Below are 16,321 nucleotides of genomic sequence, written 5' to 3' on the forward strand. Positions count from 1 at the left end.
ATCACTCTTTCAGCCGGGTTGCCAGGCAGGCAACCCAGCGTCACCAGGAGGTGCTGCATGAAATTCATCGAACGTTTCTCGCGCAAACGGGCATCGAAGCCAGTGGTTGGAGGCGGCGCGCAGCCGCCATTGCTGATGGCCCTGGAGCCGCGGATCATGTTCGATGCCTCTGTGGGGGTGGTTGCCCAGGATGCTGCGGCGACCACCGAGGCGGCAACCACGCCGGCCAAGGACAGCACGGTAGCCAATGACCAGCAGGCTGCCACGCCGCCCAGTGAACAGGGTAACCAACGCAACGAGGTCGTGTTCGTCGACGGCCAGGTGGCCGATGTCGCAGGCTTGCTGCAAGGGCTGGCGGGTAACGCCGAAGTGGTCATCCTCGACCCGGCCAAGGATGGCCTGCAACAGATGGCCGACTACCTCAATGGCCGCGAAGGGCTGGATGCCATTCATCTGCTGTCTCACGGTGCCGATGGCAGCGTGCAGATGGGCAACGTATGGCTGGCAAGCAACAACCTGGCCGAGCATCGGGCGGCACTGCAGAGCATTGGCTCGGCATTGAAGGCCGACGGTGATTTGCTGCTGTACGGTTGCAATGTCGGTGAAACGGCCAAGGGCCAGGCCTTCATCGATGAGCTGTCGGCCATTACCGGTGCCGATGTGGCGGCCTCGGCCGACGATACGGGTGCCGTGGACTTGGGTGGCAACTGGAGCCTCGAGCGTACCAGCGGGCTGATTGAAAGCACCGCGCTCGGGGCGCAGCTGGGCGGCTATCAAGGCTTGTTGGCTGCCAGCTTCACCGGTGGTGCCAACCCCACTGCACCGGTGCTGGCGTCGGGCAACCTGCCGAAGATGGTCATCGGCGACTTCAACGGTGACGGCCGTGATGACATCCTGTACCAGGTTGGCAGTGCCGGCAGTGCATGGAAGTTCGCGGCCGGCAACACCGACGGTAGCTTCACCGTGGTCGACCAGGCGCAGTCGCCTTTTGCTGGCGTCGTGCTGCTCGATGCCGCCACCAACGGTACCAACTATTACACCGCCGACTTCGACAACGATGGCGACCTCGATGTGCTGGGTGTCAGCAACACGACCGGCCCGGCCTATTTGTATCGCAACAACAACGGGGTGTTCACCGGCGAAACCGCCAGCGGCTTCAATGGCACGCAATTCGGCGTGCGCCTGGTGGTGGGCGATTTCAACGGCGATGGCGCGGCCGACATCCTCTATCAGCCTGGTACCGTAGACTCCGCCAACCCCTGGCGATATGCCCAGAACAACGGCAACGGCACTTTCACCGACATGGTTCAGGCCGCCTCGCCCTTTGCCTCCTTCAGCCTGTCGCCGTACAGCACTTTCAATTATCGGGTGGTAGATTTCGAAGGGGATGGTGACCTCGACATCCTCTATGTGGCGAACAACTCAAGCCCCATTCTGTACCGCAACACTGGCGGCGTATTCACGCAGGTGGCGACCAACGCGCCTGCGGCGACGTTCGGCGGGCGTACCATCTGGGGCGATTTTGACGGGGACGGTGATGCCGACCTGTTCTGGCAGGTTGGCGCGAACGGCACCGATTGGAACTACGCCACCAACAATGGCGATGGCACCTTCAGCACGGTTGCCCGCTCTGCTTCGCCGTTCGCCGGCTTGACCATGGTCGACTTCGGCTTCACCAACTTCCGTACCGGCGACTTCGACGGCGACGGCGATAGCGACCTGATCGGTTCTGCAGCAGGGGTCTCTGCCAGCGTCTACTTCCAGAGCGGCTCCGCGCCCAGGCTGATCAGCGCCAGCCCGGCAGACGACGCGCTGAACGTTTCACCTGGCGCCAACATCACCTTGACGTTCAACGAGAGTGTCACCAAGGGCAGCGGCAACATCTACATCGTGCGCACCTCGGACAACACCATCGTCCAGACCATCGATGTAACCTCTGCCAGCATCATCGGCAGCGGCAACACCTGGATCATCGACCCTTCCGATCTGGCCCAGGGTACCGCTTACGCCGTGCGTATCGACCCGAAGACGTTCGTCAATGCCGATGGCAAGGTGTACCTGGGCATCAGCAGGAACACCACGCTCAACTTCGTCACCGCCACCAGCGCCGCGCCGGTAATCGCCAACCTCAATGGCGATACCGTCACCTATGTGGAAAAAAGCTCCGGGGTGCTGCTCGACCAGAGCGGCAACGCCGTGGTCACCGATGCCGACTCCGCCCAGTTCGGCGGCGGCAACGTGCGCGTGGCGCTCACCTCGGGTGGTATAGACAACCAGGATGTGCTGTCGATCTTCAGTACTGGCACGGCTGCCGGGCAGATCTCGACATCAGCCAACAGCGTGCTGTACAGCGGCGTGATCATCGGGACCTTCACCGGCGGCACCAGCGGCAACCCGCTGGTCGTTGCCCTCAACGCCAATGCCAGCCCCGCCGCCGTATCGGCGTTGCTGCAGAGCCTGGTGTACAACAACAGCAACACCACTGACCCGAGCAGTGGCGCGCGCACTGTCAGCGTCACCGTCACCGACGAGACCGGCACTACCAGCACAGCCGCGTCGGTTACCGTCAACGTGCTGGCGGTCGACGATGCGCCTGTCGTCACTGGCGCCGGCAGCAACCCGACATTTGTCGAACATGGCGCTGCCGTCACCGTGTTCAGTGGTATCGCGATAGACACCGTCGAGCCTGGGCAGAGCATCATAGGCCTGCAGGTGACTGTGGCCGGTGTGGCCGACGGGGCATCCGAGAAGCTGATCATCGACGGTACGGCCGTGGCCCTGGTCAGTGGCACCGCATTCACCAGCAACAACGGCCTGATTGTGCTGGTTTCAGGTACAGGTACAGTCACCCTCGACATCCTCGGCAACAATTACTCCACCGCCACCGCGCAGAGCATCATCAACAGCATTGCCTACCATAATGAGAGCAGCGCCCCGAGTGGTGCTGCGCGGGTAGTGACGTTGACCCAGGTGCGCGACAGCGGTGGGGCCACTAACGGTGGCAATAACACCTCCACGCCGAATATCGCCAGTGTGATCACCGTGCAAGCGGTCAACGACGCCCCCACCCTCAGCGGTGGCCCTTACGTGATCGCCCCGTCCACCGAAGACACCTCGAGCACCGCCGTGGGCGTTGCCAGTATCCTCGCCAGCGCGGCCTCCAATGACGTGGACACGGGCGGCGCGGCGTTTGGCATCGCCATCACTGCCACCACCGGCCGTGGCACTTGGCAGTACTCCACTGACGGCATGGCCTGGACCGATTTCGGCAGTGTTTCGGGCAGCAGTGCCTTGCTGCTGAGCGCCAGCAGCCAGGTGCGTTACATCCCCGACGGCGCCAACGGCGAGAACGTCGATTTCACCTACCGCGCCTGGGACAACACCATTGGTGGGGCGTCGGCGAACGGCATGCGCAGCACCGCCGACACCACGAGCAATGGCGGCGCCAGCGCATTTTCCACAGGCACCGCCCAGGCCACCTTGGTGGTCACATCGGTCAACGATGCACCAGTACTGACCTCGGTCAACCCGACCCTGACCGGTCTGACCGACACCGCCACCAGCAATACCGGCGACCCGGTCAGCTCGCTGCTCGGTGGTGTCACCGATGTGGACAATGGCGCGCTCCAGGGTATCGCCGTCACGGGCATGACCAGCACCTACGGCAGGTGGCAGTACAGCACCAACGCCGGTGCCAGCTGGAACGATATCGGCAGCGCATCCGACACCGCCGCACTGCTGCTGCGCCCGGTCGATCGTGTGCGTTTCGTGCCCGATGGTGTGCATGGCGAGACCGCCACCATCGCTTACCGCGCCTGGGACCAGACCGAAGCCCAGGGCCTGCAGGGCTTGCACACGAACATCAGCAGCCTTGGCGGCAGCGGTGCGTTCTCCAGCGCCACCGATACCGCCAGTGTGCTGGTAACGGCGGTAAACGACGCACCTGTGCTTACTGGCAGCGGCGGCACTGTGAACTGGACCGAGGGCAACAATGTTACGTCTACCCCGGTAGCGATCGACAGCGGTATCGTCATCACTGACCCGGATGGCCCGGGCATCAGCTCGGCGACCGTGAGCCTGGGTGGCAACTACATCCTCGGTGAGGATACCCTGGGTTTCACCGCCAACCCGGCCACCATGGGCGACATCACCGGCAGTTTCGATGCCATGACAGGCGTGCTTACCCTGACCTCCGCTGGGGCCGCAACCCAGGCGCAGTTCCAGGAAGCATTGCGTTCGGTCACCTACAGCAACAGCTCCGACACCCCAACCCTCAGTACCCGCACGGCATTGATCACGGTTAACGACGGCGGCCTGGACTCCAACGTGGTGACCCGCAGCATCACCCTCACCGCAGTCAACGACGCACCGCTGATCAGCGCACCCAGCAATGTCACGGTAACCGAGGACAGTGCGTCGCCGATCACCGGCATCATCCTGAATGATGTCGACTCCAGCAGTGGCACGCTGACCTTGACCGTGGCCTCCGGCGCGCTCAGCGCCACCAGCGGTAGCGGTGTTACCGTTGCCGGCAGCGGGTCGGCATTGACGCTGAGCGGTAGCCTGGCGGCAATCAACAACTTCATTGCAGCCGGCAGCCTCAAGTACACAACGGCGTTGAACGCCAACACCAGCGTTACCCTTGGCCTGAGCGTGGACACCGCCAGCGTCGGCACCGACACGCGCAGCCTGACCCTCGACGTGGCACCGGTGAACGACTCGCCGACCATCAGTGGTCCGGTCAGCATCAATGTCACCGAGGACGTGCCCAAATCCCTGGCCGGTGTCACCTTTGGCGATGTCGACGCCGGCACCGGCAGCGTCCGGGTGGTGTTCAGCGTGGCCAGCGGCAATGGCACCTTCACGGCTACCAGCAGCAGCGGGGTCACCGTCAGCGCCAATGGCAGCAACGCCATCACACTGGAAGGTACCGTCGCCGACATCAATACCCTGGTCAGCAACGGTCGACTGACCTTCCTGGGCGCGCCGAACGCGACCGGGGTCAAGACCATGTCGATCTCGATCAACGATAACGGCAACACCGGAAGTGGTGGTGCACTGCAGGTCAACGCCAACATCGCGCTGGTGATTGCGGCGGTCAACGATGCGCCAGTCAACAACCTCCCCGTCGCCCAGACCGTGCAGCAGGACGGCGCGCTGGTGTTCAACAACGCCAATGGCAACCTGATCAGCATTACCGACGTGGATATCGGCGGCAACGTCATGCAGCTGGCCCTGACGGCCAGCAACGGGCTGATGACCCTTGGTTCGCTCGCAGGGCTGACCTTCAGCCTCGGCGACGGCGCCAGCGACAGTGCAATGACGTTCAGCGGTACCCTGGCGGCCATCAATGCCGCCTTGAACGGCCTGACGTTCACGCCGCAGCCCGGCTTCAACGGCGTCGGCTCCATCACTTTCGAAAGCAACGACCAGGGATACAGCGGCAGTGGCGGTATCAAGAGCGACGTAGACACGCTGTCGATCACCATTGCGCCAGCCAACCCGGCGGTCACGAGCGTGGCGGCGGGGTTTGGCGACGGCACATACAAAGTTGGCGACCAGATCGACATCCTGGTCAACTTCGACAGCGCAGTGGTGGTCGACCAGAGCGGCGGAAGCCCGACCCTGCTGCTGGAAACCGGTGCCATCGATCGCCAGGCGGCGTATATCGGTGGCTCGGGCAGCAACCAACTGGTGTTCCGCTACACCGTACAAGCCGGGGACGTCAGCGCCGACCTCGACTACGCCAGCACTGCCGCGCTGGCGCTGAACGGCTCGACCCTGCAGGGCACCAGCGGTCATGTGGCGATACTGACCCTGCCGGCCGTCGGTGGCGCCGATTCGCTGGCTGGTCAGCAGGCCATCATCGTCGACGGTGTGGCCCCGAGTATCACCAACGTGGTGCTGCCAGCAGATGCCACCTATCGTCTGGGGGATGCCCTGAGGTTCACGGTCAACTTCAGCGAGGCGGTGGTCGTGAACACTGCTGGCGGCACCCCACGCATTCAAGTGACCCTGGATACGGGCGGTATTGCATACGCCGATTACCTGGCTGGCAGCGGCACCAGCGCCCTGGAGTTTGCCCTGGTGGTCGCCGCCGGCCAGCTGGATGCCAATGGCATTACCGTGGCTGGCGGCATCGAGCTCAATGGCGGCAGCTTGACCGACCTGGCTGGTAATGCCAGCGATACGGCCTTTACCGCTGGCAACAGCAGCGGCGTACTGGTAGATGGCGTGGTGCCGGGCGTGGCCAGTGTGCTGGTGCCGGCAAGCGGCAGCTACAAGGCCGGCGATGTGCTGAGCTTTACCGTCAACACCAGCGAAGTGGTGTTCGTCGGCGGTTCACCGCGCTTGGCCCTGGAGGTGGGTGGGGTTGCCCAGTACGCCACGCTGGTAGCGGGCAACGGTAGTTCCAGCCTGGTGTTCCAGTACACGGTGCAGGCGGGTGATACCGACGCCAACGGCATCAGCATCACCAGCCTGGACTCTGCCGGCGGCAGCATCACCGATGCGGCTGGCAATGCCATGCAACTGGCGTTGAATAACGTCGGCAGTACGGCGGGCGTGTGGATCGATACCCAGGCGCCGGCTGTAGTCGCCATGCTGCGCAGCACGCCCTCGCCAACAGGTGGCGAAGTGGTGCAGTTTGCCGTCACATTCAGTGAAGAGGTTTCCGGGGTAGACCTGGCTGACTTCGCGCTGGTACTGACCGGCAGCGCCAATGGCACCATCACCGACATCTACAACCTGAACAACGCCAGCTACATCGTGACGGTCAGCGGTGTGACGGGTGCTGGCACCCTTGGGTTGGGCATGAATGCAGCCGGCACCGGGATTGTCGATGGGGCTGGGAATGCCATCTCGGGCGGGTTTGTCGGGGAAGCCTACACGGTCGACCGCGTGGCACCTGCGGTGATCAGTGTCGATGTGCCTGCCGATGGCAGCTACGTGGCCGGCCAGAATCTGGACTTCACCGTCAACCTGGGCGAGGCCACGGTGGTCGACACCGCGGGTGGCACGCCGCGTATCGAAGTGATGCTGGATAATGGTGAAGTTGCCTACGCAACGTACTTGTCGGGCTCCGGCAGCACTGCGCTGGTATTCCGCCTGAGCGTGGTCACCGGCCAGGTCGATAGCGACGGCATCACCCTGGGCAACGCCATTCAACTGAACGGCGGCACCTTGCGCGATGCAATCGGCAACAACGCCGATCTGGCCTTGAACAACGTCGGCGACACCAGGGGCGTGCAGGTGGATGCTGTAGTGCCGGTGGTCGACAGCGTGGGCTTGCCGCAAGACGGTAGCTACAAGGCGGGTGACGTCCTGACGTTCACCGTCAATGCCAGCGAAAGCGTGGTGGTCGATATCACGGGCGGCACGCCGCGCCTGGCGCTGACCGTGGGCGGTGTCACCCGTTATGCCAGCTATGTATCTGGTGCGGGCAATGGCGCGCTGGTGTTCGAGTACACCGTGCAAGCTGGTGACAACGATGCCGACGGCATCGCAGTGGCCGGCAGCATCGATCTCAACGGCGGCAGCATCAAGGACCCTGCGGGTAACGACCTGGCCCTGTCGCTGGGCGCAGTCGGCAGTACCGCTGGCGTATTGGTGGACAGCGTGGTGCCGGGCGTGACCAGCATCGTGCGCGCCGATGCCACGCCCACCAATGGCAGCTCGATCAGCTACACCGTTACCTTCAGCGAAGATGTCAGCGGTGTGGACGCCAGCGACTTCACCGTCAGCTATGACGGAACTGCGGGCGGTAGCCTCGCCAGCGTGACCCAGGTCGACGGCAGGACCTACACCGTAGTGATCGACAACCTCACGGGTGAGGGCGATGTCACGCTGGCCCTGAACGGCAGCGGGACGGGCATCGTTGATGCAGCGGGCAATGCCGTGGGTGCGGGCCTGACCGGTGAAACCTACTCAGTGGACCGCACTTCACCGTCGGTTACCAGCGTCAGCGTACCGGCCAACGGCAGTTATGTGGCCGGGCAAAACCTGGACTTCACCGTCAACTTGAGTGAAGCGACCCTGGTCGATACCAGCGCTGGTACGCCGCGTCTCGAGGTCACACTCGATAATGGCGAAGTCGCCTATGCAACGTACTTGTCCGGCTCCGGCAGCACTGCGCTGGTATTCCGCCTGAGCGTAGTCACCGGCCAGGTCGATAGCGACGGCATCACCCTGGGCAACGTCATTCAACTGAACGGCGGCACCTTGCGCGATGCGGTCGGAAACGACACTACCCTGGTATTGAACAACGTCGGCGACACCAGTGGCGTGCAGGTGGATGCTGTAGTACCGGTGGTCGGCAGCGTGGGCTTGCCGCAAGACGGCAGCTACAAGGTGGGTGACGTCCTGAGCTTCACCGTCAATGCCAGCGAAAGCGTGGTGGTCGATACTACGGGCGGCACGCCGCGCCTGGCGCTGACCGTGGGCGGTGTCACCCGTTATGCCAGCTATGTGTCTGGTGCGGGCAATGGCGCGCTGGTGTTCGAGTACACCGTGCAAGCTGGTGACAACGATGCCGACGGCATCGCAGTGGCTGGCAGCATCGATCTCAACGGCGGCAGCATCAAGGACCCTGCGGGTAACGACCTGGCCCTGTCGCTGGGCGCAGTCGGCAGTACCGCTGGCGTATTGGTGGACAGTGTGGTGCCGGGCGTGACCAGCATCGTACGCGCCGATGCCACGCCCACCAATGGCAGCTCGATCAGCTACACCGTTACCTTCAGCGAAGATGTGAGCGGCGTGGACGCCAGTGACTTTACCGTCAGCTATGGCGGGACTGCGGCAGGTAGCCTGGCCAGCGTGACCCAGGTCGACGGCCGGACCTACACCGTAGTGATCGACAACCTCACGGGTGAGGGCGATGTCACGCTGGCCCTGAACGGCAGCGGGACCGGTATCGCTGATGCAGCAGGCAATGCCGTGGGTGCGGGCCTGAGCGGTGAAACCTATGCAGTGGACCGGACTGCACCGTCGGTTATCAGCGTCAGCGTGCCGGCCAACGGCAGTTATGTGGCCGGGCAAAACCTGGACTTCACCGTCAACTTGAGCGAAGCGACCCTGGTCGATACCAGCGCTGGTACGCCGCGTATCGAGGTCACACTCGATAATGGCGAAGTCGCCTACGCAACGTACGTGTCCGGTTCCGGCAGCACCGCGCTGGTGTTCCGCCTGAGCGTGGTCACCGGCCAGGTCGATAGCGACGGCATCACCCTGGGCAACGCCATTCAACTGAACGGCGGCACCTTGCGCGATGCGGTCGGCAACGACACCACCCTGGTACTGAACAACGTCGGCGACACCAGTGGCGTGCAGGTGGACGCTGTAATGCCGGTGGTCAACAGCGTGGGCTTGCCGCAAGACGGCAGCTACAAGGTGGGTGACGTCCTGAGCTTCACCGTCAATGCCAGTGAAGGTGTTGTGGTCGATACTACGGGCGGCACGCCGCGCCTGGCGCTGACCGTGGGCGGTGTCACCCGTTATGCCAGCTATGTATCTGGTGCGGGCAATGGCGCGCTGGTGTTCGAGTACACCGTGCAAGCCGGTGACAACGATGCCGACGGCATCGCATTGGCCGGCAGCATCGATCTCAACGGCGGCAGCATGAAGGACCCTGCGGGTAACGACCTGGCCCTGTCGCTGGGCGCAATCGGCAGTACCGCTGGCGTATTGGTGGACAGCGTGGTGCCGGGCGTGACCAGCATCGTGCGCGCCGATGCCACGCCCACCAATGGCAGCTCGATCAGCTACACCGTTACCTTCAGCGAAGATGTCAGCGGTGTGGACGCCAGCGACTTCACCGTCAGCTATGACGGAACTGCGGGCGGTAGCCTCGCCAGCGTGACCCAGGTCGACGGCAGGACCTACACCGTAGTGATCGACAACCTCACGGGTGAGGGCGATGTCACGCTGGCCCTGAACGGCAGCGGGACGGGCATCGTTGATGCAGCGGGCAATGCCGTGGGTGCGGGCCTGACCGGTGAAACCTACTCAGTGGACCGCACTTCACCGTCGGTTACCAGCGTCAGCGTACCGGCCAACGGCAGTTATGTGGCCGGGCAAAACCTGGACTTCACCGTCAACTTGAGTGAAGCGACCCTGGTCGATACCAGCGCTGGTACGCCGCGTCTCGAGGTCACACTCGATAATGGCGAAGTCGCCTACGCAACGTACTTGTCCGGCTCCGGCAGCACTGCGCTGGTATTCCGCCTGAGCGTGGTCACCGGCCAGGTCGATAGCGACGGCATCACCCTGGGCAACGTCATTCAACTGAACGGCGGCACCTTGCGCGATGCGGTCGGCAACGACACCACCCTGGTACTGAACAACGTCGGCGACACCAGTGGCGTGCAGGTGGACGCTGTAATGCCGGTGGTCAACAGCGTGGGCTTGCCGCAAGACGGCAGCTACAAGGTGGGTGACGTCCTGAGCTTCACCGTCAATGCCAGTGAAGGTGTTGTGGTCGATACTACGGGCGGCACGCCGCGCCTGGCGCTGACCGTGGGCGGTGTCACCCGTTATGCCAGCTATGTATCTGGTGCGGGCAATGGCGCGCTGGTGTTCGAGTACACCGTGCAAGCTGGTGACAACGATGCCGACGGCATCGCAGTGGCCGGCAGCATCGATCTCAACGGCGGCAGCATCAAGGACCCTGCGGGTAACGACCTGGCCCTGTCGCTGGGCGCTGTCGGCAGTGCAGGCGTGCTGGTAGATACCGTGATACCCAGCGTGACCAGCATCGTACGCGCCGATGCCACGCCCACCAATGGCAGCTCGATCAGCTACACCGTTACCTTTAGCGAAGATGTGAGCGGCGTGGACGCCAGCGACTTCACCGTCAGCTATGGTGGGACTGCGGCAGGTAGCCTGGCCAGCGTGACCCAGGTCGACGGCCGGACCTACACCGTGGTCATAGCGGGCCTCACCGGCACTGGTGGTGTCACCTTGGCCCTCAACAGCAGCGGTACGAGCATCGCTGATGCGGCAGGCAACGCTATCAACACCGGCCTGGTCGGTGAAACCTATGCAGTGGACCGCACTGCGCCGTTGGTCACCAGTGTCAGCGTGCCGGCCAGTGGCAGCTATGTAGCGGGGCAGAACCTGGACTTCACCGTAAACCTCGGCGAAGCGACCCTGGTCGATACCCGCAATGGCACCCCGCGCATCAAGGTTACCCTCGATAATGGCGAAATCGCCTACGCCACATACCTGTCCGGCTCGGGTAGCACGGCCTTGGTGTTCCGGCTGACAATCGCCAGCGGCCAGCAGGACAGCGATGGCATCACCCTTGGCAGTGCCATCGAACTGAACGGCGGCACGCTACGCGATGCGCTCGGCAATAACGCTGATCCAGCGCTTAACGGCATTGCCGATAGCAGTGGCGTTCAGGTAGACGCGATCGTCCCGGTGATCGACCGGGTCAGCTTGCCGGCTAATGGCAACTACAAGGCCGGCGATGTGCTGACCTTCACCGTCAGTACCAGCGAGCCCGTGCTGGTCGATACCAGCAGCGGCACCCCACGCCTGGCGTTGGTGCTGGGCGGGGTGACCCGCTATGCACAGTACGTTTCCGGCTCTGGTAGCGCGCAGTTGGTGTTCGCCTACACCATTGAGCCCGGCAACAACGCCAGCGGGGGGGTGGCCTTGGGCGCAAGCATGGACCTGAACGGCGCCACGCTCGGTGACGCGGCTGGCAATGCCCTGAACCTGGCGCTTGGCAACCCTGGCACGGGCAGCGGCATCATCATCGATACCACCGCACCGCAGGTCAGCGACATCGTGCGCGTCGACACGACGCCTACCAACGCTGGCACGCTGCGTTACACGGTGACCTTCGACGAAAGCGTGTCCGGCGTGGACAGTGCCGACTTCACCCTGGCCTTTACCGGCAGCGCGAGCGGCCGCATCGCAGGGGTGCAACAGGTGGATGGTCGCACGTACATCGTCACCGTCGACAGCCTGGCCGGTGCCGGTAACGTGCGCCTGGACCTGAACCCCAGCAGTACCGGCATTGAGGATGCATCCGGCAACCCAGTCAGGGGTGGCCTGGCCGGTAGTGTCTACAGTGTCGATCGTGTGGCGCCGTCTGTCACCGACGTGGCTGTGCCGGTTAGCGGCACTTATGTCGCTGGCCAGTACCTGGACTTTATCGTCAGCACCGATGAAGCGGTGCTGGTGGACACAGGTGACGGTGCACCGCGCCTGGCTATCACCCTGGATGACGGGCGCGTGGCATACGCCGACTACCTGGCCGGGTCGGGTAGCAACAGCCTGGTGTTCCGCCTCAATGTCACCAGCGGCATGGCGGGCAACAACAGCCTCAGTGTCGGCACTGCCATCGACCTCAATGGCGGCAGCATTCGCGATGCCCGCGGCAACCAGGCACAAGCCACCCTGAACAACGTCGACGATACCCGAGGCATTCTGGTCGATGCCCGCGCACCGCGAGCCAGCAGTATCGTGGTAGACGGGCCGGTACTGCCAACTGATCGGAGCATCAGCTTCACCCTGACCTTCGACGAGGCGGTATCGGGCGTAGATGCCAGCGATTTCAGCGTGCTGGGCACCAGCAGTGCCAGCGGGGACGTGCAGACCGTGCAGCGCATCGATGCCACCACCTACCGCATCGTGGTGGGTAACTTGCGCGGCCAGGGCGCCTTGGCCTTGAGCCTCAATGCCTTGGGCAGTGGTATCCAGGACAGCGCCGGCAATACCCTGGCGACCAGCTTGGTGAGCCCGGCACAGAGCACGCAGGCGCAAGACGTGGGTGACCTGCAATACCGCCTGAACCCGCCGCAGCCGGTTGACGTACCGCAAGCTGTGCAGTTGCAGCCGCAAGTGCCTGGCATGCCGGCCAATGCAGGGGTTTCCCCGTTGCTGCCGGCATCGTTGTTCGAGGTGCGCAGTGTGGGCGGCGACTTGCAGCCGTTGGGCACGATCTTCCTCGCCAATGGGGGCAGTGCCCCAAGCTTCATCGCCCAGGTATTCGGCAGCAGCGACAGCAGTGCCGGGCAGAGTGGTTTTGCAGGCTTTGGCAATGGCGGCAACAGCGTGTTTGGCAGTAGTACGCTGGCGGCCATCTTCAACCACGATGTACCCGGCGTCAGCGCACTGAATGTGTTCAACGGCACCCAGTGGCGCCCGGCCGAACTCGAGCAAGGGTTGCGCGGGGTGTTTGGCGCGCCGAGCTTCAGCCAGCAGTTGCAGCAACTCAACGAAAGCGAACTGCGCCAGGTGCGCGACCTGGCTCAGGCCTTGGCCCAACCGGCGCAGATCGGACGGCAGGTATGAAATACAGCACAACACATGATCAACATGCCGTACCAGGGGGCGGCCCAAGGATGAATAAAAGTCATAAACTGTTCGGTGCCAGCTTGCTGGCGCTGGCCATCAGCGGGTGTGCTGTAACCAGTCAGCCCATCGACCGCAGTGCTAGCGAAGCCCGTGCGCGTACCGACCTGGCCACCATGTTCAAGGGGCAGGAGCCCCTGAGCGGCCCCCTGACCCTGCACCAGGCCATGGCCCGCGCGGTCAAGTACAACCTCGAAGCGCGGCTGAAAGTCATGGAAGAGGCACTGGCCAAGCGCCAGGTCGACCTCGCCCAGTTCGACATGCTGCCACGCATGGCGCTGGATGCCGGTTACGTCGGGCGCAACAACGTGGGGGCGTCCAGCAGCCAGAGCATCCGCACTGGCACGCAGTCCCTGGAGCCGTCCACTTCGCAAGACCGTGACCGTGAAGTGGCCGACCTGACCATGGTGTGGAACGTACTGGACTTCGGCGTCAGTTACGTCAGCGCCAAGCAGCAGGCAGACCAGCGCCTGATTCTTCAGGAACGCAAGCGCAAGGTGATTCACACCATCACCCAGGACGTGCGTTCGGCCTATTGGCGCGCGGTGGCGGCGCAGCGCTTGCTAAGCCAGATCGACGCCTTGATGGGGCGTATCCAGCAGGCCCGCGACAACAGCCAGCGCATGGCCACCCAGCGCATCGGCGACCCGGTGCAGACCCTGAGCTACCAGCGCGCGCTGATCGAAGCCACGCGCCAGCTGGAAGAGCAGCGCCGCGCCTTGTCGTTGGCCAAGACCGAGCTGGCCGCACTGATCAACCTGCCGCTGAACACCGACTTCACCCTGGCCCCCGAACAAGGCTATGCAGTGCCACAGTTCACCGGCGACCTGGCCAAGCTCGAAGAGCAGGCCCTGGCCAGCCGCCCGGAACTGCGCGAGCAGGACTACCAGGCGCGCATCAGCGCCGCAGAAACCCGTAAGGCCATGCTGCGTATGCTGCCGGGGCTGGAGTTTTCCGCTGGCGGGCACTACGACAGCAACTCGTTCCTGACCAACCAGAGTTGGGCCGACTACGGCGTGAAAGTGACCTGGAACCTGTTCAACGTGCTTTCGGCCCCCACAGCCATCAAGGTTGCCGAAGCCGGTGAAGACGTGGCCGCCGCGCGGCGCCAGGCGATGTCGATGGCGGTGCTTGCGCAGTTGTATGTGGCCAACGCCAACTACCAGGAGTCGGTGCGGCAGTTCCGTACCAGTGAGGAGCTGGCCACGCTCGATGGCGAGATTGCCGGCCAGTTGCGCAACCGCTTCCAGACCCAGAACATCGGTGAGCTGGAGCTGATCCAGGGCGAGTTGAACAACCTGCAGACGCAGTTGAAGCGCGACCTTGCCTACGCAGAACTACGCAACGCCTACGCGCAACTGTATGTAAGTTCGGGCACCGACCTGCTGCCGGATACCTTGCCGGACAGCAACCTGCAGACCATCGCCACGGCGTTGCAGAACGGCGAGGCGAACTGGAACCACTGATCGCTGTAGGAGCGGCCTTGTGTCGCGATGGGCTGCACAGCAGCCCCGGGGATACCGGCCAAAATCCGGCCCCCGGGGCCACTGCACCAAGCAAGGGCTACACCTGCAAATCGCCCATTCAGTGCAATTTCAACCGCGGCTCGGTACCCCGGCCAATCTTGCTGCCCAACATCATCAATGCCGTACGGAAGAACCCGTACAACGCCATCTGGTGCATGCGGTACAGCGACACATAGAACATCCGCGCCAGCCAGCCTTCCAGCTTCACGCTGCCCATCAGGTTACCCATCAGGTTGCCCACCGCCGAGAAGCGCGACAGTGAAACCAGCGAGCCGTAGTCCTTGTAGGCATAAGTGGGCAGCGGCTTGTTCTCCAGCCGTGCTTTAAGGCTTTGCGCCAGCATCGACGCCTGCTGGTGCGCTGCTTGCGCGCGTGGCGGTACATTGCGGTCGCTGTCTGGCTGCGGGCACGCCGCACAGTCGCCAAAGGCGAAAATGTTGTCGTCGCGGGTGGTTTGCAGGGTAGGGCGTACCACCAGCTGGTTGATGCGGTTGGTTTCCAGGCCATCGATGTCCTTGAGGAAACCGGGCGCACGGATACCCGCCGCCCACACCTTCAAACTGGCCTGGATCACCTCGCCGTCCTTGGTTTTCAGGCCGTCTTCGGTGACTTCGCTGACAGCGGCGTTGGTCATGACCTTGACCCCGAGTTTTTCCAGGGTCTTGTGCACCGGTACGCTGATGCGCTCAGGTAGCGCCGGCAGAACGCGCGGGCCTGCCTCGATGATGGTGATGTGCATGTCCTTGGGCTGGATGCGGTCCAGGCCATAGGCCGCCAGCTCGTGGGCCGCGTGGTGCAGCTCGGCCGCCAGCTCTACACCGGTGGCGCCCGCACCCACAATGGCTACGCTGATTTTCTCGCTGGCCACGTCGCCGGCGTGGGCACGCAGGTAGTGGTTGAGCAGTTGCTGGTGGAAGCGCTCGGCTTGCTTGCGGGTGTCCAGGAACAGGCAGTGCTGCGCCGCGCCCAGGGTGCCGAAGTCGTTGGTATTGGAGCCCACGGCAATGACCAGGGTGTCGTAACCCAGGGTACGTGCAGGCAACAGCTCGCGCCCCTCTTCGTCCAGGGTGGCGGCCAGTTGGATCTGCTTGCCTTCACGGTCCAGGCCGCTCATGCGCCCCAGCTGGAAGTTGAAGTGGTTCCACTTGGCCTGGGCCACGTAGTTCAGTTCGTCTTCCGAGGAGTTCAGCGAGCCGGCGGCCACTTCGTGCAGCAGTGGCTTCCAGATATGCGTGAGGTTGGTGTCGACCAGGGTGACGTCGGCCTGCTTGCGCTTGCCCAGGGTTTTACCCAGGCGGGTCGCCAGTTCCAGGCCGCCGGCGCCGCCGCCGACAATCACGATGCGATGACTCATGGGGATATCTCATAAGGTTTACGGAATGCTTGCCCTTTGGGGGCGGCCGCAAACTGCACGAGGGGAGGGCGAGCGCAAG

The 16,321-nt window shown here is 63.6% G+C and carries 3 protein-coding genes; 2 read left to right on the forward strand and 1 reads right to left on the reverse strand.

The window, feature by feature from the left end:
* Nucleotides 1–57 precede the first annotated feature (57 nt).
* Together K4A76_RS03140 and K4A76_RS03145 are read left to right on the forward strand one after the other, a co-directional pair.
* A complete protein-coding gene (locus tag K4A76_RS03140; RefSeq protein ID WP_274411515.1) occupies nucleotides 58–13,302 on the forward strand; it encodes a DUF4347 domain-containing protein in 13,245 nt (4,414 codons plus the stop codon).
* A gap of 50 nt (nucleotides 13,303–13,352) precedes the next feature.
* Nucleotides 13,353–14,828, forward strand: a complete 1,476-nt coding sequence (locus tag K4A76_RS03145) for a TolC family protein (RefSeq protein ID WP_054913683.1) — start codon at nucleotides 13,353–13,355, stop codon at nucleotides 14,826–14,828.
* Between the two features lie 118 nt (nucleotides 14,829–14,946).
* Here K4A76_RS03145 and K4A76_RS03150 read toward each other — a convergent pair whose 3' ends face one another.
* The gene (locus K4A76_RS03150; protein WP_274411516.1) at nucleotides 14,947–16,242 is read right to left on the reverse strand and encodes an NAD(P)/FAD-dependent oxidoreductase; all 1,296 of its coding nucleotides are present in this window, start codon (nucleotides 16,240–16,242) and stop codon (nucleotides 14,947–14,949) included.
* Nucleotides 16,243–16,321: the final 79 nt, after the last annotated feature.

Origin of the sequence: Pseudomonas sp. NEEL19 (assembly GCF_028751975.1) — a bacterium.
GTDB classification, from domain to species: Bacteria; Pseudomonadota; Gammaproteobacteria; order Pseudomonadales; family Pseudomonadaceae; genus Aquipseudomonas; species Aquipseudomonas juntendi.